Annotated in this window: 26 protein-coding genes; 14 read left to right on the top strand and 12 right to left on the bottom strand. The window is 68.2% G+C overall.

Annotation, left to right across the window (positions count from 1 at the left end; translation table 11 throughout):
* Positions 1-91: 91 nt before the first annotated feature.
* On the bottom strand, positions 92-1,210 hold the full coding sequence (gene femX, locus PBV52_RS23750; protein ID WP_274240959.1) for a peptidoglycan bridge formation glycyltransferase FemX: 1,119 nt from the start codon (positions 1,208-1,210) through the stop codon (positions 92-94).
* 218 nt (positions 1,211-1,428) lie between these two features.
* The gene (locus PBV52_RS23745) at positions 1,429-1,740 is read right to left on the bottom strand and encodes a hypothetical protein (protein WP_062707911.1); all 312 of its coding nucleotides are present in this window, start codon (positions 1,738-1,740) and stop codon (positions 1,429-1,431) included.
* A 264-nt stretch (positions 1,741-2,004) separates the two neighbouring features.
* Between PBV52_RS23745 and rpsF the strand changes: the two genes are divergently transcribed.
* From rpsF to rplI, 4 genes are all read left to right on the top strand, one after another.
* Positions 2,005-2,295, top strand: coding sequence for a 30S ribosomal protein S6 (rpsF, locus tag PBV52_RS23740; protein ID WP_005482942.1), 291 nt, complete (start codon positions 2,005-2,007; stop codon positions 2,293-2,295).
* Positions 2,296-2,370: 75 nt separating this feature from the next.
* Positions 2,371-2,964: a single-stranded DNA-binding protein gene (locus PBV52_RS23735; RefSeq protein ID WP_274240957.1), complete on the top strand. Its 594-nt coding sequence runs from the start codon at positions 2,371-2,373 to the stop codon at positions 2,962-2,964.
* 57 nt (positions 2,965-3,021) lie between these two features.
* Entirely contained in the window at positions 3,022-3,258 is a 237-nt protein-coding gene (gene rpsR / locus PBV52_RS23730; protein WP_003949403.1) for a 30S ribosomal protein S18, read from the top strand.
* Between the two features lie 18 nt (positions 3,259-3,276).
* On the top strand, positions 3,277-3,723 hold the full coding sequence (rplI, locus tag PBV52_RS23725; RefSeq protein ID WP_234761503.1) for a 50S ribosomal protein L9: 447 nt from the start codon (positions 3,277-3,279) through the stop codon (positions 3,721-3,723).
* Positions 3,724-3,845: 122 nt separating this feature from the next.
* Here rplI and PBV52_RS23720 read toward each other — a convergent pair whose 3' ends face one another.
* A complete protein-coding gene (locus PBV52_RS23720) occupies positions 3,846-5,183 on the bottom strand; it encodes an MATE family efflux transporter (RefSeq protein WP_274240912.1) in 1,338 nt (445 codons plus the stop codon).
* Between the two features lie 460 nt (positions 5,184-5,643).
* Between PBV52_RS23720 and dnaB the strand changes: the two genes are divergently transcribed.
* Complete coding sequence (dnaB, locus tag PBV52_RS23715; protein WP_274240911.1) at positions 5,644-7,122, top strand: replicative DNA helicase; 1,479 nt, start codon at positions 5,644-5,646, stop codon at positions 7,120-7,122.
* Positions 7,123-7,198: 76 nt separating this feature from the next.
* Here the strand turns inward: dnaB and PBV52_RS23710 are convergent, their stop codons facing one another.
* A complete protein-coding gene (locus PBV52_RS23710; protein ID WP_274240910.1) occupies positions 7,199-7,765 on the bottom strand; it encodes a dihydrofolate reductase family protein in 567 nt (188 codons plus the stop codon).
* A gap of 205 nt (positions 7,766-7,970) precedes the next feature.
* Here PBV52_RS23710 and PBV52_RS23705 point away from each other — a divergent pair, with 205 nt between their 5' ends.
* Positions 7,971-9,362, top strand: coding sequence for a serine hydrolase (locus tag PBV52_RS23705; protein ID WP_274240909.1), 1,392 nt, complete (start codon positions 7,971-7,973; stop codon positions 9,360-9,362).
* 46 nt (positions 9,363-9,408) lie between these two features.
* On the opposite strand, the gene PBV52_RS23700 is transcribed toward PBV52_RS23705, so the two are convergent.
* Positions 9,409-9,861: a GNAT family N-acetyltransferase gene (locus tag PBV52_RS23700; protein WP_274240908.1), complete on the bottom strand. Its 453-nt coding sequence runs from the start codon at positions 9,859-9,861 to the stop codon at positions 9,409-9,411.
* Positions 9,862-9,870: 9 nt separating this feature from the next.
* A complete protein-coding gene (locus PBV52_RS23695) occupies positions 9,871-10,329 on the bottom strand; it encodes a MarR family winged helix-turn-helix transcriptional regulator (RefSeq protein WP_274240907.1) in 459 nt (152 codons plus the stop codon).
* A gap of 141 nt (positions 10,330-10,470) precedes the next feature.
* Between PBV52_RS23695 and PBV52_RS23690 the strand changes: the two genes are divergently transcribed.
* Both PBV52_RS23690 and PBV52_RS23685 read left to right on the top strand, forming a co-directional pair.
* Complete coding sequence (locus PBV52_RS23690; protein ID WP_274240906.1) at positions 10,471-11,682, top strand: MFS transporter; 1,212 nt, start codon at positions 10,471-10,473, stop codon at positions 11,680-11,682.
* A 90-nt stretch (positions 11,683-11,772) separates the two neighbouring features.
* Positions 11,773-12,195: a heme-binding protein gene (locus PBV52_RS23685; RefSeq protein ID WP_274240905.1), complete on the top strand. Its 423-nt coding sequence runs from the start codon at positions 11,773-11,775 to the stop codon at positions 12,193-12,195.
* 106 nt (positions 12,196-12,301) lie between these two features.
* On the opposite strand, the gene PBV52_RS23680 is transcribed toward PBV52_RS23685, so the two are convergent.
* Entirely contained in the window at positions 12,302-13,168 is an 867-nt protein-coding gene (locus PBV52_RS23680; protein ID WP_274240904.1) for a GNAT family N-acetyltransferase, read from the bottom strand.
* A 242-nt stretch (positions 13,169-13,410) separates the two neighbouring features.
* On the opposite strand from PBV52_RS23680, the gene PBV52_RS23675 reads away from it, so the two are divergent.
* Positions 13,411-14,043 (top strand): HAD family phosphatase, encoded by a 633-nt coding sequence (locus PBV52_RS23675; RefSeq protein ID WP_274240903.1) that lies wholly within the window; start codon positions 13,411-13,413, stop codon positions 14,041-14,043.
* Between the two features lie 414 nt (positions 14,044-14,457).
* The gene (locus PBV52_RS23670) at positions 14,458-16,290 is read left to right on the top strand and encodes a globin domain-containing protein (RefSeq protein WP_274240902.1); all 1,833 of its coding nucleotides are present in this window, start codon (positions 14,458-14,460) and stop codon (positions 16,288-16,290) included.
* Positions 16,291-16,371: 81 nt separating this feature from the next.
* On the opposite strand, the gene PBV52_RS23665 is transcribed toward PBV52_RS23670, so the two are convergent.
* From PBV52_RS23665 to PBV52_RS23645, 5 genes are all read right to left on the bottom strand, one after another.
* Entirely contained in the window at positions 16,372-16,854 is a 483-nt protein-coding gene (locus PBV52_RS23665) for an NUDIX domain-containing protein (RefSeq protein WP_274240901.1), read from the bottom strand.
* A gap of 112 nt (positions 16,855-16,966) precedes the next feature.
* On the bottom strand, positions 16,967-17,872 hold the full coding sequence (locus PBV52_RS23660) for a LysR family transcriptional regulator (protein ID WP_274240900.1): 906 nt from the start codon (positions 17,870-17,872) through the stop codon (positions 16,967-16,969).
* A gap of 227 nt (positions 17,873-18,099) precedes the next feature.
* Positions 18,100-19,254 carry a cystathionine gamma-lyase gene (locus PBV52_RS23655; RefSeq protein WP_274240899.1) on the bottom strand — a complete coding sequence of 385 codons (1,155 nt, stop codon included), beginning with the start codon at positions 19,252-19,254 and terminating at the stop codon, positions 18,100-18,102.
* Complete coding sequence (locus PBV52_RS23650; RefSeq protein ID WP_274240898.1) at positions 19,251-19,742, bottom strand: low molecular weight protein-tyrosine-phosphatase; 492 nt, start codon at positions 19,740-19,742, stop codon at positions 19,251-19,253. Before PBV52_RS23650 ends, PBV52_RS23655 begins: the two co-directional genes overlap by 4 nt.
* A gap of 7 nt (positions 19,743-19,749) precedes the next feature.
* Complete coding sequence (locus PBV52_RS23645) at positions 19,750-20,127, bottom strand: phage holin family protein (protein ID WP_274240897.1); 378 nt, start codon at positions 20,125-20,127, stop codon at positions 19,750-19,752.
* A 60-nt stretch (positions 20,128-20,187) separates the two neighbouring features.
* Between PBV52_RS23645 and PBV52_RS23640 the strand changes: the two genes are divergently transcribed.
* The 4 genes from PBV52_RS23640 to PBV52_RS23625 all read left to right on the top strand — a co-directional run bounded on the left by PBV52_RS23640 (position 20,188) and on the right by PBV52_RS23625 (position 22,494).
* The gene (locus tag PBV52_RS23640; protein WP_274240896.1) at positions 20,188-20,505 is read left to right on the top strand and encodes a cupin domain-containing protein; all 318 of its coding nucleotides are present in this window, start codon (positions 20,188-20,190) and stop codon (positions 20,503-20,505) included.
* Between the two features lie 160 nt (positions 20,506-20,665).
* Positions 20,666-20,878, top strand: a complete 213-nt coding sequence (locus PBV52_RS23635; RefSeq protein ID WP_030820182.1) for a DUF5326 family protein — start codon at positions 20,666-20,668, stop codon at positions 20,876-20,878.
* 218 nt (positions 20,879-21,096) lie between these two features.
* Complete coding sequence (locus PBV52_RS23630; protein WP_274240895.1) at positions 21,097-21,960, top strand: IclR family transcriptional regulator; 864 nt, start codon at positions 21,097-21,099, stop codon at positions 21,958-21,960.
* 96 nt (positions 21,961-22,056) lie between these two features.
* The gene (locus PBV52_RS23625) at positions 22,057-22,494 is read left to right on the top strand and encodes an SsgA family sporulation/cell division regulator (RefSeq protein ID WP_062707976.1); all 438 of its coding nucleotides are present in this window, start codon (positions 22,057-22,059) and stop codon (positions 22,492-22,494) included.
* The last annotated feature ends 25 nt before the right edge of the window (positions 22,495-22,519 follow it).

Raw genomic sequence — 22,519 nt, 5'->3', positions numbered from 1 at the left:
CCTGGAACCTTTCTCGTGGCTGCGGTGTATCAGAGGTATGGAAGCTATCGCCGGTGCAGCTGTTGACGGTATCGAAGCAGAGAACGCGAGGTCAGCGACGCGACATGTAGATGTCGAGCGCCTTGTGGAGCAACTTGTTCAGCGGGAAGTCCCACTCGCCGAGGTACTCGGCGGCCTGCCCGCCCGTGCCCACCTTGAACTGGATCAGGCCGAACAGGTGGTCGGTCTCGTCCAGCGAGTCGGAGATGCCCCGCAGGTCGTAGACGGTCGCGCCGAGCGCGTAGGCGTCGCGCAGCATCCGCCACTGCATCGCGTTCGAGGGCCGGACCTCACGGCCGATGTTGTCGGAGGCGCCGTAGGAGTACCAGACGTGTCCGCCGACGATCAGCATCGTCGCCGCCGACAGGTTCACGCCGTTGTGGCGGGCGAAGTACAGCCGCATGCGGTTGGGGTCCTCGGTGTTGAGGGCCGTCCACATGCGCTGGAAGTAAGACAGCGGGCGCGGCCGGAAATGGTCGCGCACAGCCGTGATCTCGTACAGGCGCTGCCACTCCGCGAGGTCCTGGTAACCGCCCTGGACGACCTCGACGCCGGCCTTCTCGGCCTTCTTGATGTTGCGGCGCCACAGCTGGTTGAAGTTCTTGTGGACCTCTTCCAGGGAGCGGTTCGCCAGCGGCACCTGGTAGACGTAGCGCGGCTGGACGTCGCCGAAGCCCGCGCCACCGTCCTCGCCCTGCTGCCAGCCCATACGACGCAGCTTGTCGGCGACCTCGAAGGCGCGCGGCTCGATGAAGTCGGCCTCGATGTCACGCAGCCGCTTCACGTCCGGGTTCTGGATGCCCTGCTTGATGGAGCCCGCCTCCCAGCGCCGGATGATCACCGGCGGGCCCATCTTCACGGAGAAGGCACCCTGGTGCTTCAGGTGCGCGAGCATCGGCTCAAGCCAGTCGGTCAGATTCGGCGCGAACCAGTTGATGACGGGGCCCTCGGGCAGATAGGCGAGATAGCGCTTGATCTTGGGCAGCTGCCGGTAGAGGACGAGGCCCGCACCCACGAGTTCGCCGCTCTTGTCGAACCAGCCGAGGCTCTCCGAGCGCCACTCCGCCTTGACGTCAGCCCAGGCCGGAACCTGCATGTGGCTCGCCGACGGCAGGCTCTGGATGTACGCCAGATGCTGCTCGCGACTGATCGTCCTCAGGGTCAGGCTCATTCGGGGCGCTCCTCGGGCTGGTGTGTCCCCATGGGTACAGGGGCTCCGGCTCTCGCGCCGAAGCCTACTGCGCCTTGGGAGCGCCCCGACTGGGCGTATGGAAGCTTCGCCCCGGCCCTGTGGGCCGCCGAGGCGTTCGGTGGCGTTCTATTCGCTGTTCTACCGGTGTTCGGAGGGCAGTCTCCGTGGCCGGTTTTTCGGAGGACGGTGCCCTGGCGTCAGAAGACCCCTCCGAAGAGGCCGCCGTGCGCCATGCCGAGGAAGAAGCCGACCGCCGAGGCGCCGAGGCCGATGATCAGTCCGAAGCGCTCGCGGGTCGTCTCCGAGATCCACTGGCCGTACGCGCCGGTGAGGATCCCCACCAGACCGGTCCAGGAGCTGAGCAGGTGCAGGTTGTGGAACATCGCCGTGACGAAAGCCGTGATGCCCAGCACCAGGGTCACCGCGAGCAGGGTGTCCTGGAGAGGGTGGGGCTTTCCGTCCGTGGCGAAAAGGCCTCCGACGGTGTTGGGTCGCATTGCCTGTGCCATAGGGCACCTCCTGCGGAAGGCGGCGCATCGTAGCGCCATACACACCCGATGTGTACAGATTGTCGGTGACGGCGCCCGGATTTCAACCGGACGCCGGTGTGCAGGTACTGTGTACCGTCTGCACCGGTGTCTGCCCGAGCCAGCTCGGGGAAACCGCGAGGTCACCCCCGATTGTCAGTGGCGGCCGATACCGTTGCGTACGCATCACAACCCTCCTGCCACGGAACGACCGTGGCCGCTGAGTCCAAAGGAGGTGGGTTCCACATGCGTCACTACGAGGTGATGGTCATCCTCGACCCCGATCTGGAGGAGCGCGCTGTCGCCCCCCTGATCGAGAACTTCCTCTCCGTCGTCCGTGAGGGCAACGGCAAGGTCGAGAAGGTCGACACCTGGGGCCGTCGTCGTCTCTCGTACGAGATCAAGAAGAAGCCTGAGGGCATCTACTCGGTCATCGACCTGCAGGCCGAGCCTGCGGTCGTGAAGGAGCTCGACCGCCAGATGAACCTGAACGAGTCGGTCCTCCGGACCAAGGTCCTCCGCCCCGAGACCCACTGAGCTTCCGCTCAGCTGATCTCGGGATTCGAGTAGCAGCACAAGCAGCCAGCAGCAAACCCGCCGAGAGGTTCCCCCATGGCAGGCGAGACCGTCATCACGGTCGTCGGCAATCTTGTCGATGACCCCGAGCTGCGCTTCACCCCCTCCGGTGCGGCGGTCGCGAAGTTCCGTGTCGCGTCCACTCCCCGTACCTTCGACCGCCAGACGAACGAGTGGAAGGACGGCGAGAGCCTCTTCCTCACCTGCTCGGTCTGGCGTCAGGCGGCGGAGAACGTCGCCGAGTCGCTCCAGCGAGGCATGCGCGTCATCGTGCAGGGCCGGCTGAAGCAGCGGTCCTACGAGGACCGTGAGGGCGTCAAGCGCACGGTCTACGAGCTGGACGTCGAGGAAGTCGGCGCCAGCCTGCGCAACGCCACGGCCAAGGTCACCAAGACCGCCGGTCGCGGTGGCCAGGGTGGTTACGGCGGCGGTGGCGGTGGCGCCCAGGGTGGCGGCGGCTGGGGCGGTGGCCCCGGCGGCGGTCAGCAGGGCGGCGGCGCTCCCGCCGAGGACCCGTGGGCGACCGGCGCTCCCGCCGGTGGCCAGCAGGGCGGCGGTGGCGGCGGCTGGGGTGGAAACTCCGGCGGCGGTGGCGGCGGTGGCGGCTACTCGGACGAGCCCCCCTTCTAGGCCTTGGGCCGAGGGGCGGGTCGTACCCAAACTTCTTGATCACACAGGAGAATCACCATGGCGAAGCCGCCTGTGCGCAAGCCGAAGAAGAAGGTCTGCGCTTTCTGCAAGGACAAGGTCACGTACGTGGACTACAAGGACACGAACATGCTGCGGAAGTTCATTTCCGACCGCGGCAAGATCCGTGCCCGCCGCGTGACCGGCAACTGCACGCAGCACCAGCGTGACGTCGCCACGGCCGTGAAGAACAGCCGTGAGATGGCGCTGCTGCCCTACACCTCCACCGCGCGATAAGGGAAGGGTGACCGACACATGAAGATCATCCTCACCCACGAGGTCTCCGGCCTCGGTGCCGCGGGCGACGTCGTCGACGTCAAGGACGGTTACGCTCGCAACTACCTGATCCCGCGGAAGTTCGCTATCCGTTGGACCAAGGGTGGCGAGAAGGACGTCGAGCAGATCCGTCGTGCTCGCAAGATCCACGAGATCCAGACCATCGAGCAGGCCAACCAGGTCAAGGGCCAGCTCGAGGCCGTCAAGGTCCGCCTGGCCGTCCGCTCCGGCGATGCCGGTCGTCTCTTCGGTTCCGTCACCCCGGCCGACATCGCTTCGGCGATCAAGGCTGCCGGTGGCCCCGAGGTCGACAAGCGCCGCATCGAGCTCGGTGCGCCGATCAAGACCCTGGGCGCCCACGAGACGTCCGTGCGTCTGCACCCCGAGGTTGCCGCCAAGGTCAACATCGAGGTCATCGCGGCCTGATCGCTGCGCTCGGCTTGAACAGCTGAAGGAAGGGGCCGTACCCAGTGGGGTACGGCCCCTTCGCTGTACAGCGAAGGGATCCGGTCCGTTTCACGTGAAACAGCGTGTTTCACGTGAAACATTCAGCGCGTCGCGCCGGTCACGATCCAGCGGCCCGAGCGGGTGCGTGCCCAGAGCGTCAGCATGCGCACCGTCATCATCAGCGTCATGGCCGCCCAGACTGCGGTGAGGCCTCCGCCGAACGCGGGGACGAGCAGCGCCACCGGGGTGAACACTGCCAGGGTGAGCACCATGGCCCAGGCAAGGTAGGGACCGTCGCCTGCCCCCATCAGGACGCCATCCAGGATGAAGACGACGCCGCAGATCGGCTGGGAGAGCGCCACCATGAGCAGGGCGGGCAGCGCCGTTTCCTTGACGATCACGTCACTGGTGAACAGCGGCAGGAAGAACGGTCGGGCGATCACCACGAGCAGGCCGAGTACGACCCCGGCTGCGATGCCCCACTCCACCATGCGGCGGCAGGCGGCCCGGGCGCCCTCGGCGTCGCCGGCGCCGAGATACCGCCCGATGATGGCCTGTCCGGCGATGGCGATGGCGTCCAGTGCGAAAGCGAGCAGGCTCCACAGCGACAGGATGATCTGGTGCGCCGCGATGTCGGCGTTCCCGAGGCGGGCTGCCACGGCCGTGGTGATCATCAGAATCGCCCGCAGCGAGAGGGTGCGGACCAGCAGGGGCACTCCAGCCTGTGCGGAGGCCCTGATCCCGGATACGTCGGGGCGCAGGGAGGCTTCGTGCTTGCGGGCCCCCCGGACGACGACCACGAGATAGGCCGCGGCCATGCCGCACTGGGCGATGACGGTGCCCCAGGCGGAGCCAGCGATGCCGAGGTCGGCGCCGTAGACGAGGCCCGCGTTGAGGGCGGCGTTGGCGACGAAGCCTGCGATGGCGACGTAGAGCGGCGTCTTGGTGTCTTGCAGTCCGCGTAGAACACCCGTGGCGGCGAGTACGACGAGCATGGCCGGTATGCCGAGTGCCGAGATCCGTAGATAGGTGGTCGCGTAGGGGGCTGCGGTGTCCGAGGCGCCGAAGAGTTCTACGAGATACGGTGCGGTCGGCAGGACGATTGCAATGACGGCGGCGCCGAGGAGGAGGGCCAGCCAGATTCCGTCCATGCCCTGGCGGATGGCGGCCTGGAGGTCACCGGCGCCGACGCGTCGGGCAACGGCCGCCGTCGTGGCGTAGGCGAGGAAGACGAAGACGCTGACGCCTGTCATGAGGAGAGCCGAGGCGACCCCGAGTCCGGCGAGCTGTGCGGTGCCGAGATGACCGACGATCGCACTGTCGGCCATGACGAAGAGGGGCTCGGCGACGAGCGCGCCGAAGGCCGGGACGGCGAGTGCGACGATCTCTCGGTCGTGCTGTCGCCGTGTGGCCGTAGGGGTCGCGGGAGCCTGTGTCATGGCCACCAATCTAATCGTCCACAGGTAAGAGATGCAATGGACTAATGACCCTTACTGGCAGTCTCGTGGTGTGTGCTTGTGCGTACCGTTCGAAGCGATCTTGGTCCGACTGGGGAAGTTTTTCTTCTGCACAGCCGGTGGACGGTGAATGTGCAGGTCAGCAATGGTGTCCGGAATTCTTGGAGGGCTTGTTCACAGGCCTGTCCACCGTGTCGTGCACAGGTTTTGCGGAGTTCTCCACAGCATCTGGGCCGTCGTCCACATGGCCTGTGGATAACCAGATTGGCTGACGGTGCCCGCGGGCCTACCGTGGTCCGGCGCCCACTCCGTCCGCCGGCCGTGAAACCCTCACAAAACCGGCGAGCCAGAACCGGAGTTGGGCCTCTTATTTGTCAGTGGCGTGCCGTAGAACTGAGGGGCACGGCGAGGTCCGCTCGGCGGACGGGAGGAGGTGGCTCGGTTGAGCATTTCCGAGCCCTTGGACGACCCGTGGGCCGACAGCGGTCCCAGTGATCGTCTGCCTGCCTCCCGCCGACGCGGCGACGGTGGCCGGGGACGCGACGAGCAGCATGAGCGCGGTCGGGACACCGGAGAGTGGGACGGCGGCGGTTCGGCCTTCGAGCGGGTTCCGCCGCAGGACCTCGATGCCGAGCAGTCCGTCCTCGGCGGCATGCTCCTGTCCAAGGACGCCATCGCCGATGTCGTCGAGGTCATCAAGGGCCACGACTTCTACAAGCCCGCACACGAGACGATCTTCCAGGCGATCCTCGACGTCTACGCCAAGGGCGAGCCGGCCGACCCCATCACCATCGCCGCCGAGCTCACCAAGCGCGGCGAGATCAACAAGGTCGGCGGCGCCTCGTATCTGCACACACTCGTCCAGACGGTGCCGACGGCGGCGAACGCGGAGTACTACGCGGAGATCGTCCATGAGCGCGCCGTACTGCGCCGCCTGGTCGAGGCCGGCACCCGCATCACGCAGATGGGATACGCGGCCGACGACGACGTCGACGAGATCGTCAACCGCGCCCAGGCCGAGATTTATGCGGTCACCGAGCAGCGCACCAGTGAGGACTATCTGCCGCTCGGCGACATCATGGAGGGCGCGCTCGACGAGATCGAGGCGATCGGCTCGCGCAGCGGTGAGATGACCGGTGTGCCCACGGGGTTCACTGACCTCGACTCGCTCACCAACGGCCTGCACCCGGGCCAGATGATCGTCATCGCGGCCCGTCCCGCGATGGGTAAGTCCACGCTCGCACTGGACTTCGCGCGGGCGGCGTCGATCAAGCACAACCTGGCGAGCGTCATCTTCTCCCTCGAAATGGGGCGCAACGAGATCGCGATGCGTCTGCTGTCGGCCGAGGCGCGCGTGGCCCTGCACCACATGCGTTCCGGCACTATGACGGACGAGGACTGGACACGCCTGGCGCGGCGAATGCCCGAGGTGTCGGCCGCGCCGCTCTACATCGACGACTCCCCGAACCTGTCGATGATGGAGATCCGCGCGAAGTGCCGCCGGCTGAAGCAGCGCAACGACATCAAGCTCGTGATCATCGACTATCTGCAGCTGATGCAGTCCGGTGGTTCGAAGCGTTCCGAGAGCCGTCAGCAGGAGGTCTCGGACATGTCCCGTAACCTCAAGCTCCTGGCCAAGGAGCTGGAGGTCCCGGTGATCGCGCTCTCGCAGCTCAACCGTGGTCCCGAGCAGCGCACGGACAAGAAGCCGATGGTGTCCGACCTGCGTGAGTCCGGCTCCATCGAGCAGGACGCCGACATGGTGATCCTGTTGCACCGCGAGGACGCCTACGAGAAGGAGTCGCCGCGCGCGGGCGAGGCGGACATCATCGTGGGCAAGCACCGTAACGGTCCGACGGCGACGATCACGGTCGCCTTCCAGGGCCACTACTCGCGGTTCGTGGACATGGCGCAGACCTGATCCACCTCCCCGTAGGGTCTCAAATCTCGCGGCACAATCTCATCTCCGATGGCACCGTGAGACAGCGGGAAGCTGCTCAGCGCCTCGTCTCGTACCTGGTCAGGACCACGCCGCCGGGAAACGTCCGCGTCTCCACCAGGTTCAGGTTCACCCAGCTGTCCAGCGCGGTGAAGAACGGCGTGCCGTCGCCCACCAGGACCGGATGGGTGGCGATCGCGTACTCGTCGATCAGCCCGGCGCGCATGGCCGCCCCGGCGAGCGTTGCGCCGCCGATGGTCATTGGGCCGCCGTCCTCGGCCTTGAGCCGGGTGATCTCGGCGATCGCGTCGCCGGTGACCAGGCGGGTGTTCCAGTCGACCTTGTCGATCGTCGAGGAGAACACCACCTTCGGCGTGTCCCGCCAGTTCCGCGCGAACTCGATCTCCGCCGGGGTGGCGTTGGGCTGCTGGTCGCCGGTCGGCCAGTAGGAGCTCATCGTCTCCCATAGCTTGCGCCCATACAGCGACAGGCCACTCGCCCGCTCGTGGTCGAGCCACCACTGGAACAGCTCGCGGCTCGGCGGTCCGCTCCAGCCGATGTCGTCGCCGGCCGCGGCGATGTAGCCGTCCAGGGTCAGGTTCATGCCGTAGATCAGTTTCCGCATGGCCCAGCCTTCCGTCCGTGGGTGTCCGGCGTATAGACCAGCGCGGCGCGGGAAACTCATCGGTGCGCGATCTGGGCTCGCCGGTAGTCCTCGTGCTCGGGGCTCAGCGTGGTGTACTCGGCCGACACGGGCAAGCCGCCTGATCTCGACCTCGCCCTGGGATATGCGCTCGACTCCCGAGAGCCCACCGGGGTGGACTGGGGGCATGACGACATCTCAAGAAGAGCTGCTCCCCGCCACCCGCCGGGCGCTGCTGCATCGCATCGCCGTGGCCCAGGCCGAAGGGCGTGCGCCCTCGTTGGTCGCCGCTGTCGTACGGGACGGCCGGACGGTGTGGCACGGCTCGCGCACCTCGGTGGACGGGCACGGGCCGGACGAGAACGTGCAGTACCGCATCGGCTCGATCACCAAGACCTTCACCGCCGTACTCGTCCTGCGACTGCGCGACGAGGGACTGCTCGACCTCGGTGACCCGCTGGAGAAGCATCTGCCGGGCACGGGCGCGGGGGAGGCCACCATCGCCGAGCTGCTGGCGCACACGAGCGGGTTGGCGGCCGAGACACCGGGACCCTGGTGGGAGCGGAGCCCCGCATCACTGCGTCCCGGGCTCTCCGACGTCCTGGGTGAGCAGCCCTTCCTGCATCCGTCGGGCCGTCGATTCCACTACTCGAACCCCGGCTATACGCTGCTGGGCGCGCTGGTCGAGGAGCTGCGGGGGGCTTCCTGGGAGGACGTACTCCGGCGTGAAGTGCTCGAACCCCTGGGTCTGAACCGTACGAGTACGCGACCGCAGGCGCCGCACGCGGGAGGCTGGGCCGTGCACCCCTGGGCCGACGTGATGCTTCCCGAGCCCGTCGAAGACCTCGGCCTGATGGCGCCGGCTGGTCAACTGTGGTCGACGACCAGCGACCTGGCGAGGTTCGCGGCCTTTCTGGTCCAGGGCGACGACCGGGTGCTGGGCGCCGAGTCGCTGCGGGAGATGAGGACGCCGGCGGCTCCGCCCGAGGCGGCGGACATGGCGAGTGGCTATGCGTACTGCCTGGGCCTGGAGATCCGGCACCAGGACGGCAGGACCCTGGTCGGACACTCGGGTTCCCTGCCGGGCTTCCTTGCCTGCCTCACCGCCAGCGTGGAGGACGATGTCGCCGTCGTCGTCCTGGCCAACTGCACCTCCGGCCCTTTGCTGTTCACCGTTGCCGCCGACCTCGTCCGCATTGTCGCCGAGGCTGAGCCCCGGATCCCCGAGCCATGGCGCCCGATGACCGAAGTCGAATCAGCGGCGCTGGAGTTGGCGGGTCAGTGGTACTGGGGAACCCATGCCTTCGGCCTGCGGCTGGCGGCCGACGGGCTGGTTTCGTTGGAGCCGTTGTCCGGCAAGGGTCGTCGTTCCCGGTTCAGGGCCAACGGTGACGGCACGTGGACGGGCTTGGAGGGCTACTACGCAGGCGAGCTCCTGAAGGCCGTACGGCGCCCGAACGGAGCCGTGGACCATCTGGACCTCGGGTCGTTCGTCTTCACGCGTCAGCCGTACGACGAGGGGGCTGCTGTGCCGGGCGGCGTGGATCCCGACGGATGGCGGGGGATCGGCCCGTTCTGATCGCCCGGTGAGCGCCTGTTTCACGTGAAACAGGCGCTTCGCCGTGTCAGAGCGTGAGCTTGAAGCCCACGTGCGAGGCCGTGAAACCGAGCCGCTCATAGAAGCGGTGGGCGTCTGTACGGGTGTTGTCGGAGGTCAGCTGCACCAACTGGCAGTTCTGGCGCCTGGATTCGGCGACCGCCCACTCGATGAGCTGTGTGCCCAGGCCGCTGCCGCGCTCATCGGCGTGGATGCGTACACCTTCGATGATGGAGCGGGTCGCGCCCCTGCGGGACAGCCCGGGAATGACCGTGAGCTGGAGCGTGCCGACGACGCGGCCCTCCCGGACCGCGACGACCAGGTGCTGGTTCGGGTCGCTGCTGAGCCGCTCGAGCGCGGCCAGGTAAGGAGTCAGGTCGTCCGGTGACTCACGCTGGGCGCCCAGTGGATCGTCCGCGAGCATGCCGACGATCGCGGGGACGTCATCGGCGACGGCGGCCCGTATTTCAAGATCTCCCATGCTTGCACCCTATGCGGGTGCGCGGAGTGTCTCCACGGCCCGGACCAGTGGGGCCAGTTCGGGGTTCTTCGCGGCTTCGTCGAGGGCTTCGCGCAGGGCTGTGTCGTTGGTGGGGCGGGCTGCTTGGAGGAGGTTGAGGCCTGGTTCGGTGACGTCGGTGTAGATGCCGCGGCGGTCGGTGGGGCAGAGGTAGCGGGAGAGCAGGCCGCGGTCTTCCAGGCGGGTGACGAGCCGGGTGGTGGCGCTCTGGCTGAGGACGACGGCGTCGGCGACCTGTTTCATCTGCAGATGTCCGCCTTCGCCGTCGTGCTGGCGGCTGAGTACGTCGAGCAGGGAGTACTCGCGCACGCTCAGGTCGTGTCCGGTCTGCAGGGCGCGCTCGATGTGCGCCTCGATCCTCCCGTGCAGCAGGGAGAGGGCGCACCAGCCCTGGGCGAGGGCGGTGAGCGCGGGGTCCGTCGCTGTCATGGCGTGTCCTCCATCCCGGAGTGGCTGAAGCCAGAGTAGAGCAGTAATGCAATAGCCTGCGCTTGCAAGTATAGCGCGTCTGCAAGTATTGTCTTCACTCGTAAAGCGCTCCTGCAATCTTCTGGAAGGTATACCCCCTTCATGCCTCTCGCGCTTCTGGCCCTCGCGATCGGGGCCTTCGGAATCGGAACGACCGAGTTCGTGATCATGGGATTGCTGCCCCAGGTCGCGGGCGACTTCGGGGTCTCCATCCCCACAGCGGGGCTGCTCGTGACCGGCTACGCGCTCGGCGTGGTCCTCGGCGCTCCCCTGATGACCGTGCTCGGCACCAAGGTCTCCCGTAAGCGGATGCTGATGCTGCTGATGGGACTGTTCATCGTCGGCAACCTGCTGTCCGCTCTCGCCCCCGCCTTCGCCATCATGCTGGCCGGCCGGGTAGTCGCCTCGCTCGCCCACGGCGCCTTCTTCGGCATCGGTTCGGTCGTCGCGGCCGACCTGGTAGCCCCGGACAAGAAGGCCGGAGCCATCGCGATGATGTTCACCGGCCTGACCGTCGCCAATGTCGTCGGCGTCCCGTTGGGCACGTTCGTCGGGCAGTCCGCCGGCTGGCGCGTCACCTTCGGCATCGTCGCCGCCCTCGGCGTCGTCGGCCTGGTCGGCGTCGCCAAGCTCGTCCCCGACCTGCCCCAGCCCCAGGGGGTGCGCCTGCGCCACGAACTGGCCGCATTCAAGAACGCCCAGGTCCTGCTCGCCATGGCGATGACGGTTCTCGGCTTCGGCGGCGTCTTCGCGGCCATCACCTACATCGCGCCGATGATGACCCATGCCGCCGGCTTCGCCGACGGCTCGGTCACCTGGCTGCTGGTCCTCTTCGGGCTCGGCATGGTCGGTGGAAACCTCATCGGCGGCAAGTACGCCGACCGCGCGCTGATGCCCATGCTGTACGTCTCCCTGGGCGCCCTCGCTGTCGTGCTCGCGCTCTTCACGCTCACGGCCCAGAACAAGGTCCTCGCGGCCGTCACCATCGCGCTGATCGGCGCCCTGGGCTTCGCCACCGTACCGCCGCTGCAGAAGCGCGTCCTCGACCAGGCACACGGCGCCCCGACGCTGGCCTCGGCCGTGAACATCGGCGCCTTCAACCTCGGCAACGCCCTCTCCGCCTGGCTCGGCGGCATCGTCATCGCGGCAGGCTTCGGCTACACGTCCCCCAACTGGGTCGGGGCCGCCCTGGCCGCGGCCGCGCTGCTGCTCGCGCTTCTCTCGGCCGCACTGGAGCGCCGCGACCGAGCATCCTCCAGCACCGTCGTCACGGGCACCGTGCCTGCCGAGCAGCGAGCTGCCGTACACCACTGAGCCGACCTGTGTCGGGGTCAGGGCCGCCCCCGGCACATCCGGCCCCGTGAGACCCACCCTCAGCACCACACCACAAGGAGAAACCTCCTCATGAGCACTGCCACCGCGGTTGCCCCCCTGACCGCTCAGGACGCCGACGTCCTCGTCGCCGCAGCCCACCGGGCCGCCGAGGCCGCCGGGGTGACCGTCAGCGTCACGGTCCTGGATGCCGGAGGCCATCTGCTCGCCTTCCGACGGGACGACCGAGCCGTGCTGATCTCCGGGGAGACCAGCACCCGCAAGGCCTACACGGCGCTCCAGCTCGACGCCCCCACCGCCGATCTCGTTGAGGCCGTGCAGCCTGGTGGCCTCTTCCACACGCTGCCCACCGCGCTAGACCGGCCGCTGCTGTTCATCGCGGGTGGTGTGCCGATCCATCGGGACGGCCGGCTGATCGGCGCGATCGGGGTGGGCGGCGGGGCGCCGGAGCAGGACCACCACTTCGCGACCGCCGCGATCGAGGTATTCGCCTGACGACACCCCAGAATCGACGACAACGCGTCGATTACGAACGCCGACTACGAACGTCGACGACGAAACGCCGGTCCCCGACGGGGACCGGCGTTTCCGACTGAAGGTCTCAGCCCGCCGCCACCGTCAGCGGAGCGAACCGCCGGGTCCAGTCACCGGGCAGTTCCGAGATGCCGTACGTCATGACCGCGTTGAAGGCGACGGAGGCCAGCCCGTGCTCCTTCGCCCAGGTCAGGAGCTCCTCGTGGCGTACGTCGATGTCGGTGCGCAACGGGCGGTCGGTGTGGGCGGCGAGGGAGGCGATGAGCGCCTTGGCCGTCTCCGTGTCGCGGGCGATCAGTGGCCCCACGACCTGCGTGTCCATGTTGGGCCAGGCACCGGCGTATCCGATGATCCGGCCATTCTCCTCGGCGACGCGCAGCTGGTCGGCGAATGCGGGGAGCCGCGTGATGATGTGCGTGCGATCGGCGCCGAAAACCTCCTCGTCGAGCCGCAGGATCGTGGTGAGGTCCTCGGCGGTGGCCGCGCGCGTGGCCACCGACGGCCCCGAGGCGCCGGGCGTGAAGTGCCCGCACAGCATCTCCGCCCGGCCGGTGACCTTGAAGCCGAGTTCCTCGTAGAGCGGTTGGCCGTTCGGCGTCGAGTGCATCGTCAGTGGTGTCGTGCCCATCGCGGAGACGACGTGACGCATCAGGCGGCGCCCGATGCCCTGGCGGGAATGCCGCCCGGCGACCAGGACCATGCCGATGGCGCCCAGGTCGAGGCGGTCGTGCGGCCCGTACTCCGTGATGACACAGGCGCTGACGAGCCCGCCGTCGGGGTCGTCGATGCCGTAGCCCTTCCCGGCTGTGAGGAGGAACCCCCACTTGTGTTCCTCACGGGGCCAGCCCCGATCCTCGGACAAGTCGGCGCAGGCGGTGAGATCGCGAGGCGTCAGACGGCGGATGGGCAGAGCGGCGAGGGAAGGAGTCGGCACGCAGGTCAGGCTGTCTGACGACTGCCCTGGTCGTCCAGCCGTTTCCGGGGAGACGTACGAGCTTTTGGCCATGTCATGGGCCGGCGCACAGCGTGCCTGCAGACGCTGGGTGTTTCACGTGAAACATGGAGAAACGGCTGGCGTCCAGCAGGCGATCGATCATCAAGGGCCTGTTTCCGATCTCCGCTCAAGGGAGTCTCCGGCCAAGGGTGCGACAGCACATCCCATTAGCCTCATGGCCTATGGCCAGACTTCACCTCTTCGACCTCGACGGCACCCTTCTGCACGGAAGTTCCGCCCCCGTGGAGATCTCGCGGCAACTCGGGCTGGAAGCCGAGACCGTGGCGCTCGACCGAGAGATCTCGGCGGGGCTGATCGGGCCGCCTGAGTATGCGGCGCGGGTGCACGCGCTCTGGGCGGATCTCACCGAGGCCCATGTGGCGGCCGCTTTCGAGGGCGCTCCTTGGTTGGCCCGGATCCGTGAAGTCTGGGCGGAGATCAGGGGGCAGGGAGACTACTGCGCGGTCGTATCGCTCTCGCCCTCCTTCTTCGTGGAGCGGCTGACGGGCTGGGGCGCGCACGCGGCGCACGGTTCCCGCTTTCCAGCCGTGCCGTTCACCGAGCCCGTCGACCCGGCAGGAGTTCTCAGTGCCGCGGCCAAGGTCCTCATCGCCGACCGGCTTTGTGAGGAGTTCGGGGTGACGCGGGCCGATTGCGTCGCCTATGGCGACTCGCTGTCGGACAAGGACCTGTTCGGAGCCGTCCCGGTCTCCGTCGCCGTCAACGCAGATGGCCATCTGGCTGGTCTCGCGACCCACTCCTACATGGGGATGGATCTGTGGGAAGCCTATGAATTGGTGCGCAGCAGCCGCTAATTGAAGGAATTAGTCGTTCGCTGCCTCGTCCAAATCGTGAGGGAGGAAGGGGGGACTTGTGATCGGGGCATCGGCCGGTAGGGTCGACTCCGGTTCGTGTCCGAGCTGTGATGCAGACTCCCAGCGCGGACCGAGCGCAAGGCAATGCAGCCTAACGGGACGGAGAGATCGAAGACCCGCATTCACGGGTATGCGGCCGGGGCGCCCACGCGCGGTGGGATGCTGCGGTGAGAGTGCTGCGGCCAATGTCACACTCTCGCCCTACTTGCCCGTACCGAGTCGGAATACGGGTTGAATGTCGCCGTATTGGTCGCGGCAACGAACGGGAAAAGCAAGCCATCGCGGGGGAAGCAGGCACCTTCCGAGCAAGGAAGTGCGCAGACCGACCGAAAGATGTTCGAGGCGAGGCACACCATGGACGCTCCGACCACCACGTCGGCCGACACCGGCACTTCCGGCGGCGGGGGCGGCTGGTTCACGCCGCGCAAGCAGCCGGCGACGACTCCGGGCAGCGAACAGGAGACGGCTGACGGCCGCCGCCTGGCCGCGATGCGCCCGGTCGGCAGGACGGCGACGGGCGACGACACGCCCCCCTCGGCCCAGGACGGCACACCGCCTGCCACGACGACCGACCCGGCGGCGCCCGCCCCTGCGGACACCGGCGCAGGCCCCGGAACGCCGGACCCCGCCTCAGGCCCGGCCCCGGACCAGGCACCCGCCGGGCCCGCATACGGCGCCGGCGAACACGGCCGGGCATCGAACGCCGCCGCTGATCCGACCTGGGGCCCTGGGCCTGGCCCAGTCGACGCCTACCGCGCGAGCTACGGCACAACGGCCCGGGAGCGAGAGGCACCGGCCGCGACACCGGCCGCGACACCGACCCCCGGCACGCCCACCCCGGGTCACATACTGCCCGCGCCCACGCTGTCGACGCCTGCCGCCCCTCCTGCTCCCGCCTCGGCCAGAGCCCAAGAGTCCGCGGCACCTGCCCCAGCCCCAAGCCAAGCGGCGCCTGCCCCCGCTGCCGCTCAGGCCACCACCGCCCACCCGGCGATATCAGGCCTCAGCCCCATAACCCCACCTGCCGCTCAACTGAGCGTGCCGACTCAGCGCCCCGCCCCGGCCCAACCCGCGTCCCCGGATGCCATCCTGATCCGCCGGACGATGGCCGAGATCGGCCCCGTGGCCGACAAGGTCACCTCGTACTTCTATGCGCTGCTCTTCGTACGCCACCCCGACCTGCGCTCCCTTTTCCCGGCCGCGATGGACACCCAGCGCGACCGGCTGCTCAAGGCGCTGCTCACCGCGGCCGAGCACATCGACAACACACCCGTTCTCGTCGAGTACCTGCAGAACCTCGGCCGCGGCCACCGCAAGTACGGAACCCGGGCCGAGCACTACCCGGCCGTCGGCGAGTGCCTCATCGGTGCGCTGAACAAGTACGCCGTCGGCGTCTGGGACGCGGAGATGGAGGCCGCCTGGGTGCGGGCGTACACGACGATCTCGCAGGTCATGATCGACGCGGCGGCGGCGGACGAACTACGCGCCCCCGCCTGGTGGTATGCGGAGGTCGTGTCGCACGACCTCAGGACCTCGGACATCGCGGTCGTCACCGTCCGCCCCGACCAGCCCTATCCCTTCCTCGCCGGGCAGTACACGAGCCTGGAGACGCCTTGGTGGCCGCGGATCTGGCGGCACTACTCCTTTGCCTCCGCGCCCCGCTCCGACGGCCTGCTGACGTTCCATGTGAAGGCCGTGCCCGCGGGCTGGGTCTCCAACGCGCTGGTACACCGCGCCCGGCCGGGAGACATCATCCGGCTCGGCCCGCCGGCCGGTTCGATGACCGTGGACCACACCACCGACAGCGGTCTGCTCTGCGTGGGCGGAGGCACCGGCATAGCGCCCATCAAGGCGCTGGTCGAGGACATCGCCGAGCACGGCGAACGGCGACCGGTCGAGGTCTTCTACGGCGCCCGCACCCACCAGGACCTGTACGACATCGACACGATGCTCAGACTCCAGCAGTCCCACCCCTGGCTGGAGGTCCGCCCGGTCGTGGACCGGCACGGACTGCTCCAGCTTCCCGACGCCATACGCGAGTTCGGGCCCTGGACCGAGTACGACGCCTACGTCTCCGGTCCGCCTGGCATGATCCGCAGCGGTGTGGACGCGCTGAGAGACATCGGCATCCCGTCCGAGCGCATACGCCATGACTCGGTGGAGGAGCTCGTCGCCACCGGGGACTGATGAACCGTCGCCACCGGGGGCTGGTGAACGTCGCTACCTGGGTTGATGAGTCGTCGCCGAAGCCGAGGCCGGCCGTCGGTGTCAGCCCAGGTCGGGGGCGTGCATGGCGCGGACGCCCTCGATGTTCCCGTCCAGGTAGTGCCGCAGCGACAGCGGTACGAGATGGACGGAGGCGATCCCGACGCGGGTGAACGGCACCCGCACGATCTCGTACTCGCCGATGGGCTCGTCCACCTCGGGCCCGTGCCGCAGGGACGTGTCCATCGACTCCAGGCGGCAGACGAAGAAGTGCTGCACCTTCACACCGGTCGCGCCGCCGTCCTCGCCTATGTGCTCGACGGTGTCGACGAAGCAGGGCACCACGTCGACGATCTTGGCTCCGAGCTCCTCGTACACCTCGCGGTGCAGGGCCTCGACGACAGTCGTGTCCGTCGGCTCGACCCCGCCACCGGGGGTGAGCCAATAGGGATCCACACCAGGCTTGGTGCGCTTGATCAGGATCAGATCGTCGCCGTCCAGCAGGACGGCGCGGGCGGTGCGCTTGACCACGGGTCGGACGGTCATGGGAGAAATGTGGCCCGGCTGGTTCCACGTGAAACATCGCGAGACGTCACCACTCGAGCTCACGGTGTGATGGCCCCAGATGCCCTGCTCAGGCCTTATGGGGAACCGCTCCTCAGGCCCAGTCGGAAGCCGCTCGCAGCAGCCACTCGTGGGCGCGTGCGATGTGCGGCATCGTCAGCGTGCCGGTGCGGACCACCAGGAAGTACGTCCGCAGTGGCGGCACCGGCGGATCGTGCAGGGCGACGACGTCGCCGCGCTCCAAGGCGGCCGCGCACAGATAGCGGGGCAACACCGCCAGCCCTGCCCCCGCCGCCGCGCAGGCGAGGACCGCGCGCAGGTCGGGGACGATCACGGTGCCCGGAGCGGCGGGCCGGGAGTCGTAGACCGAAGCCCAGTAGCGGGAGACGAAGGGCAGGGACTCGTGGACCTCCACCACTGGGAGGTCCTCCAGCGCGTGCACTCCCTTGAGGCGCAGTGTCCCCGAGCCGATCCGGTCGGCCCAGCGGGGAGCGGCGACGAGGACGTGCTCCTCGTCGCAGAGTGGAGTCGCCGTGAGCAGAGCGCCACGTGGACGGGCCGTGCTGATGGCCAGATCATGATGCCCGGCGGCCAGCCCTTCGAGGGTCTCCTCGGCGTTGCCGAAGGACGCGCGCAGGGCGAAGCCCTGGCCGTCTTCGCCGGTCAGCTCGGTGAGTGCGGGCAGCGCCCGCTCGGCGGTGAACTCAGGAGGGCCGGCGAGGTGCAGGGAGCGTAAGGAGGACTCGTCGTCGAGACCCGTCTCGGTGATCTCCACCAGGGCGTCGAGATGCGGCGCGGCCTTGTGGGCGAGTTCGTCGCCGATGGTCGTCGGTGTCACTCCGCGGGCCTGCCGTAGGAACAGGGGGCGGCCCAACTGTCGCTCCAGGGTGCGGATCTGCGAGGTCACGGCCGGCTGCGACAGCCCGAGCAGCGCGGCGGCACGGGTGAAGGAGCCGGCCCGGTGCACCGTGACAAAAGTGCGCAACAAGGCCAGATCCATGCCACACCCTCCCCTTCCCCGCCCTTCTCCCCACCCTCAGGGCAGGGCCCAACTATAAATAAGTCGATAGGTCGCTGTCGCTACTGTGATTGGACACTGACAGAGAGTCAACTAGCCTTGTTCGCGCGGTTCTTGGCGCGCAGAACCGAGGACGGTCCGAGCCACGAGGGGGGAGGTTCGGACCGTCCGTTCTGCGTAGACACCGACGGACGCGGCGGCGAACGCGATCACTCCGCCGATTCGTCCAGCGCACGCAGCACATCGGCCACCAGGTCCTCGGGATCTTCCGCACCGACCGACATACGGATGAAGCCCTCCGGTACGGCGTCGCCGCCCCAGCGTCCGCGCCGCTCGGCCGTGGAGCGCACCCCGCCGAAGCTGGTCGCGTCGTCGACGAGCCGCAGGGTGTCGAGGAAGCGCTCGGCACGCGCGCGCGTGGGCAGCGTGAAGGACACCACGCACCCGTAGCGCCGCATCTGCTGTGAGGCGATCTTGTGCGAGGGGTCGCCCGGCAGCCCCGGATAACGCACCCCGAGCTCCTCCGGCCAGTTCCGCAGCGTCTCGGCGACCGCCAGGGCATTGGCGTTCTGCCGTTCCACACGCAGCTGGAGCGTGGCCAGGGAACGGTGCGCTAGCCAGGCCTCCATGGGCCCCGGGATCGCCCCGACGATCTTGCGCCAGCGCCGTACGGCGGCCATGGCCTCGGCGTCGCGGCCGGTGACGTATCCCAGCAGCACGTCGCCATGCCCCGTCAGCTGCTTGGTGCCGCTGGCCACCGAGAAGTCGGCGCCGAGCTCCAGTGGCCGCTGCCCGAGCGGTGTCGCGAGCGTGTTGTCGACGGCGACGAGCGCGCCACGCGCGTGTGCCGCTTCGACGAGCCGCCGGATGTCGCACACGTCGAGGCCGGGGTTCGACGGCGTCTCGATCCACAGCAGCTTCGCGCCGTCCAGGACGCCGAGCTGTGCGTCCCCGCCGGTCGGCGCCGTGCGCACCTCGATGCCGTAGGCCTCCAGCTGCGCCCGTGCCAGGGGCAGCGCCTGGTAGCCGTCGCTGGGCAGGACGACCGCGTCCCCGGCGCGCAGCTGGGAGAAGAGCACCGACGAGGTGGCGGCCATGCCCGACGCGAAGACCAGCGTCTCGACGCCGACCTCCCCCGGCGCCTCCAGCTCGCCGATGGCGCGCTCCAGGTGCGTCCAGGTCGGGTTCTCGTCACGGCCGTAGGTGTACGGCCCCGTGGGCTCACCCGGCAGGTGGTAGTGGGCGGCGAACACCGGGCCCGGCAGGGTCGGCTCGTACTTGACCGGCTCGGGCAGCCCGGCCCGTACCGCGCGCGTGCCGTCCCCGCCGCCGGAAGGCACTTGCTGAGGATTGGTACCGCTCATGCCGCCTGCCCTCCCGCCTGCTCGCGGACCTCCGCGAGGAGGCCCGTGCTTGCCGCCTCCACCATCTCGAGGCACTCCTCGAAGCCGTCCCGGCCCCCGTAGTACGGGTCGGGCACATCGAGGTCGTCTCCTACGGCGGGGTCGTAGGAACGCAGCAGCCGCACCTTCGCCGCGTCCTCCGGGGAGGGCGCAAGTCGGCGCAGGGCCTTGAGGTGCCCGGAGTCGAGCGCGATGACGAGGTCGAGGCGGGCGAACCACGACGCCTGGAACTGCCGGGCCGTGTGGCCGCTTTCGTAGCCGTGCTCCTCGAGGACGGAGACGGTGCGGGAGTCGGCCGGGTCGCCCTCGTGCCAGCCGCCGGTGCCGGCGCTGTCGACCTCGACCAGGCCGTCGAGCCCGGCCTCCGCCACACGGGCGCGGAAGACGGACTCGGCCATCGGGGAGCGGCAGATGTTGCCGGTGCAGACGAAGCAGACGCGGTAGGTCATCGGATGCTCAGTCCCCGTCGGGCAGGACGACGTTGAGCGCCCAGGAGACGATCGAGATGATCAGGCCGCCGAGCACGGCGGTCCAGAAGCCCTCGACGTGGAAGCTCAGGTCGAGCTTGTCGGCGAGCCACGAGGTCAGCAGCAGCATCAGCGCGTTGACGACCAGGGTGAACAGACCGAGCGTCAGGATGAGCAGCGGCAGGCTCAGGAGCTTGACGAGCGGCTTGACCAGGAAGTTCACCAGGCCGAAGATCAACGCGACGACGAGCAGGGTGCCGACCTTCTTGCCCGTGCTGTCACCGGTGAGGGTGATGTTGTCTATCAGCCAGACGGCGACCGCCAGGGCGCCCGCGTTGGCGATCGTCTTGACTACGAAATTCTTCATGTGTCTGATCGTGGCAGACGAGATCGGCCATGAGCACTGTGACAAGGGCGGACGAGAGCGATGAAGGCATTCCGGCTGGACGAACTGGAGGCGGAGCGCGCCGCCAACGAGGGCGCCTACCTGCAGTTTCTGCGCGAACGGAACATGTCAGTCGGTCTGTATGCGCTCAATGCCGGTGAGCATGATCCACAGAAGCCGCACAATCAGGACGAGGTCTACTTCGTTGTGAGCGGCCGCGCCCAGATCACCGTCGGCATGGAGACCACACACGTGGCGCGCGGCAGCGTGGTGTACGTGCCGGCAGGAGTCGCCCACAAGTTCCACCACATCAGCGAGGACCTGCGGGTGCTCGTGGTGTTCTCTCCGCCAGAAAGCTGACCTTTGGCCTCGGGGTTCCCTAGGGGATCGATCAGGGGAGGACAAGGGCTGCGAGGCCCCCGCCGGGCACCTGCCCGCCCTAGCATCGAGTGCAGGGAATCAGCAGATTCGAAGGACCGGATCCGGCACTGTGCCGGGCGGAGAGGTAAGGACGAGGGCGATGCGTGAGATCTTCGCAGGACTGCCGTGGTGGGTGAAGTGGATCGCGGTGCCGGTTATCGCCCTGGTCGTGTTCGGCGGGTTGATAGCCAGCGTCGTCGGGTTCGTCATCGGGCTGCTCTTCAAGGTGCTGGTCTTCGTGGCACTGGTCGGTGGACTGATCTACGTCGTAAGGAAGTTCATGTCGAGCTCCTCGTCGCGCAGCGATTGGTGAGGGCCGGCAGCGACTGGTGAGGGCCGTGGGAAGAGGGAAGCGGTAACAGGAATCACCGGTTCCCTCGGGCGAGGGAAGTTTTCCGGGCAGGGCGTCTGCGAGCGGTGGCGTACGAATAGAGTCCGGAAATCGACGCGGGGACGACCCCGTGAGCGGCGTGCACCCCTCTCCCGTGTTCCCCAGCACGGGCTCCCCCCTCGCGCCTTTGGGAGTGACCCTTGGCCACGGTTGACACCGCACCCTCAGAACCCCACTCACCCCTCGGACGGCCGCACTCCTCCGTACCCCAGGTACCGAGACAGGCCTCCCCGAGGACACCCCCCGAGCAGCCGCACTCCGCGACGCTCATCGGATCCGTCCAGCGTGCGATGCGCCTGCTGGAATGCGTCGCCGAGCACGAGTACGGCGCTCCCGCGAAGCAGCTCGCCCGTGAGACGGGTCTGGCGCTGCCCACCGCTTACCACCTGTTGCGCACCCTGGTGCACGAGGGCTATCTGCACCGGGACAAGGGCCTGTTCTTCCTCGGCGAGGCAGCGGTTCGGCTGAGCAGCAGCGGAGCTCAGCAGAAACGTCGCAGCGCCGTTGCCGAAGCACTCGCCCAATGGCGTGATGCCATTGGTGTCCCCGTTTACTACGCCCAGTACCGCGACGGCGAGATCGAGGTCATGTGCGTCTCCGACACTCCGGGCAATCCGGCGGTCGAGGAATGGGCCGACTTCCGTGAGACAGGCCACGCGCACGCCATCGGTCAGTGCCTGCTGTCCCAGTTGGACGAGGACGCCCGCCGCGATCACCTCGACCGCCATCCCGTGCAGTCCATCACCCCGTACACGGTGCGCGACAGCCGCACGCTGCTGCAACGCCTCGAACGGACGCGTCGGATGGAGCCGGTGACCGAGCGCCAGGAGTACGCGCTGGGCACGGTGTGCGCGGCGATTCCGATCACAGTGGGCACCACGGCCGCGACGATGGCCATTTCCCTGCCCGCCCATCAGGCCGACCGGTTGCTGTCGGCGGCACGGCAGCTCCAGGACGAAGTCGGGCGGCTCCTGGGGTCACTGGCGATCTCTATCAGTATCTGAAAACTCACTCCTTGTGATCTCTCGTGTACGTTCAGCAAGATTCCACCAGTGTCGGGTCCGTTCCCGGCCAGTCGACTGCAAACGACGGGGTAGGCGATGCGCGAGTCCGTACAGGCAGAGGTCATGATGAGCTTTCTCGTGTCCGAGGAGCTCTCGTTCCGTATCCCGGTGGAGCTGCGCTACGAGACCTGTGATCCCTATGCCGTACGGCTGACCTTCCACCTGCCGGGTGATGCCCCCGTGACCTGGGCCTTCGGCCGCGAGCTGCTGGTCGACGGGGTGGGCAGACCGTGCGGAGAGGGAGACGTACGGGTCTCCCCGGCCGGTTCCGAGACGCTGGGCGACGTCCTGATCCGGCTTCAGGTCGGTGCCGACCAGGCGCTGTTCCGCTCCTCGGTGGCGCCCCTGGTGGCCTTCCTCGACCGCACCGACAAGCTGGTGCCGCTCGGGCAGGAGGGCGCGCTCGCCGACTTCGACGCCCACCTTGATGAGGCCCTGGACCGCATCCTGGCGGAGGAGCAGAGCGCGGGTTGAAGCGTTACGGCAGCGAGAGGGTGGC

This window comes from Streptomyces sp. T12 (assembly GCF_028736035.1).
Lineage (GTDB): Bacteria > Actinomycetota > Actinomycetes > Streptomycetales > Streptomycetaceae > Streptomyces.
Note: the sequence above shows the minus strand (reverse complement) of the source record. Positions and strands in the feature narration are given on the sequence as shown.

Excerpts from the sequence above, each read along its gene's own strand:
- PBV52_RS23675 (WP_274240903.1), top strand. The coding sequence starts at position 13,411 with ATGGCCAGACTTCACCTCTTCGACCTCGACGGCACCCTTCTGCACGGA.
- PBV52_RS23745 (WP_062707911.1), bottom strand. The coding sequence starts at position 1,740 with ATGGCACAGGCAATGCGACCCAACACCGTCGGAGGCCTTTTCGCCACG.
- PBV52_RS23735 (WP_274240957.1), top strand. The coding sequence starts at position 2,371 with ATGGCAGGCGAGACCGTCATCACGGTCGTCGGCAATCTTGTCGATGAC.
- PBV52_RS23625 (WP_062707976.1), top strand. The coding sequence starts at position 22,057 with ATGCGCGAGTCCGTACAGGCAGAGGTCATGATGAGCTTTCTCGTGTCC.
- PBV52_RS23660 (WP_274240900.1), bottom strand. The coding sequence starts at position 17,872 with ATGGATCTGGCCTTGTTGCGCACTTTTGTCACGGTGCACCGGGCCGGC.
- rpsF (WP_005482942.1), top strand. The coding sequence starts at position 2,005 with ATGCGTCACTACGAGGTGATGGTCATCCTCGACCCCGATCTGGAGGAG.
- femX (WP_274240959.1), bottom strand. The coding sequence starts at position 1,210 with ATGAGCCTGACCCTGAGGACGATCAGTCGCGAGCAGCATCTGGCGTAC.
- PBV52_RS23695 (WP_274240907.1), bottom strand. The coding sequence starts at position 10,329 with ATGACAGCGACGGACCCCGCGCTCACCGCCCTCGCCCAGGGCTGGTGC.
- rpsR (WP_003949403.1), top strand. The coding sequence starts at position 3,022 with ATGGCGAAGCCGCCTGTGCGCAAGCCGAAGAAGAAGGTCTGCGCTTTC.
- PBV52_RS23655 (WP_274240899.1), bottom strand. The coding sequence starts at position 19,254 with ATGAGCGGTACCAATCCTCAGCAAGTGCCTTCCGGCGGCGGGGACGGC.
- PBV52_RS23635 (WP_030820182.1), top strand. The coding sequence starts at position 20,666 with ATGCGTGAGATCTTCGCAGGACTGCCGTGGTGGGTGAAGTGGATCGCG.
- PBV52_RS23710 (WP_274240910.1), bottom strand. The coding sequence starts at position 7,765 with ATGCGGAAACTGATCTACGGCATGAACCTGACCCTGGACGGCTACATC.
- PBV52_RS23685 (WP_274240905.1), top strand. The coding sequence starts at position 11,773 with ATGAGCACTGCCACCGCGGTTGCCCCCCTGACCGCTCAGGACGCCGAC.
- rplI (WP_234761503.1), top strand. The coding sequence starts at position 3,277 with ATGAAGATCATCCTCACCCACGAGGTCTCCGGCCTCGGTGCCGCGGGC.
- PBV52_RS23650 (WP_274240898.1), bottom strand. The coding sequence starts at position 19,742 with ATGACCTACCGCGTCTGCTTCGTCTGCACCGGCAACATCTGCCGCTCC.
- PBV52_RS23645 (WP_274240897.1), bottom strand. The coding sequence starts at position 20,127 with ATGAAGAATTTCGTAGTCAAGACGATCGCCAACGCGGGCGCCCTGGCG.
- PBV52_RS23640 (WP_274240896.1), top strand. The coding sequence starts at position 20,188 with ATGAAGGCATTCCGGCTGGACGAACTGGAGGCGGAGCGCGCCGCCAAC.
- PBV52_RS23705 (WP_274240909.1), top strand. The coding sequence starts at position 7,971 with ATGACGACATCTCAAGAAGAGCTGCTCCCCGCCACCCGCCGGGCGCTG.
- PBV52_RS23670 (WP_274240902.1), top strand. The coding sequence starts at position 14,458 with ATGGACGCTCCGACCACCACGTCGGCCGACACCGGCACTTCCGGCGGC.
- PBV52_RS23690 (WP_274240906.1), top strand. The coding sequence starts at position 10,471 with ATGCCTCTCGCGCTTCTGGCCCTCGCGATCGGGGCCTTCGGAATCGGA.
- PBV52_RS23720 (WP_274240912.1), bottom strand. The coding sequence starts at position 5,183 with ATGACACAGGCTCCCGCGACCCCTACGGCCACACGGCGACAGCACGAC.
- PBV52_RS23665 (WP_274240901.1), bottom strand. The coding sequence starts at position 16,854 with ATGACCGTCCGACCCGTGGTCAAGCGCACCGCCCGCGCCGTCCTGCTG.
- PBV52_RS23700 (WP_274240908.1), bottom strand. The coding sequence starts at position 9,861 with ATGGGAGATCTTGAAATACGGGCCGCCGTCGCCGATGACGTCCCCGCG.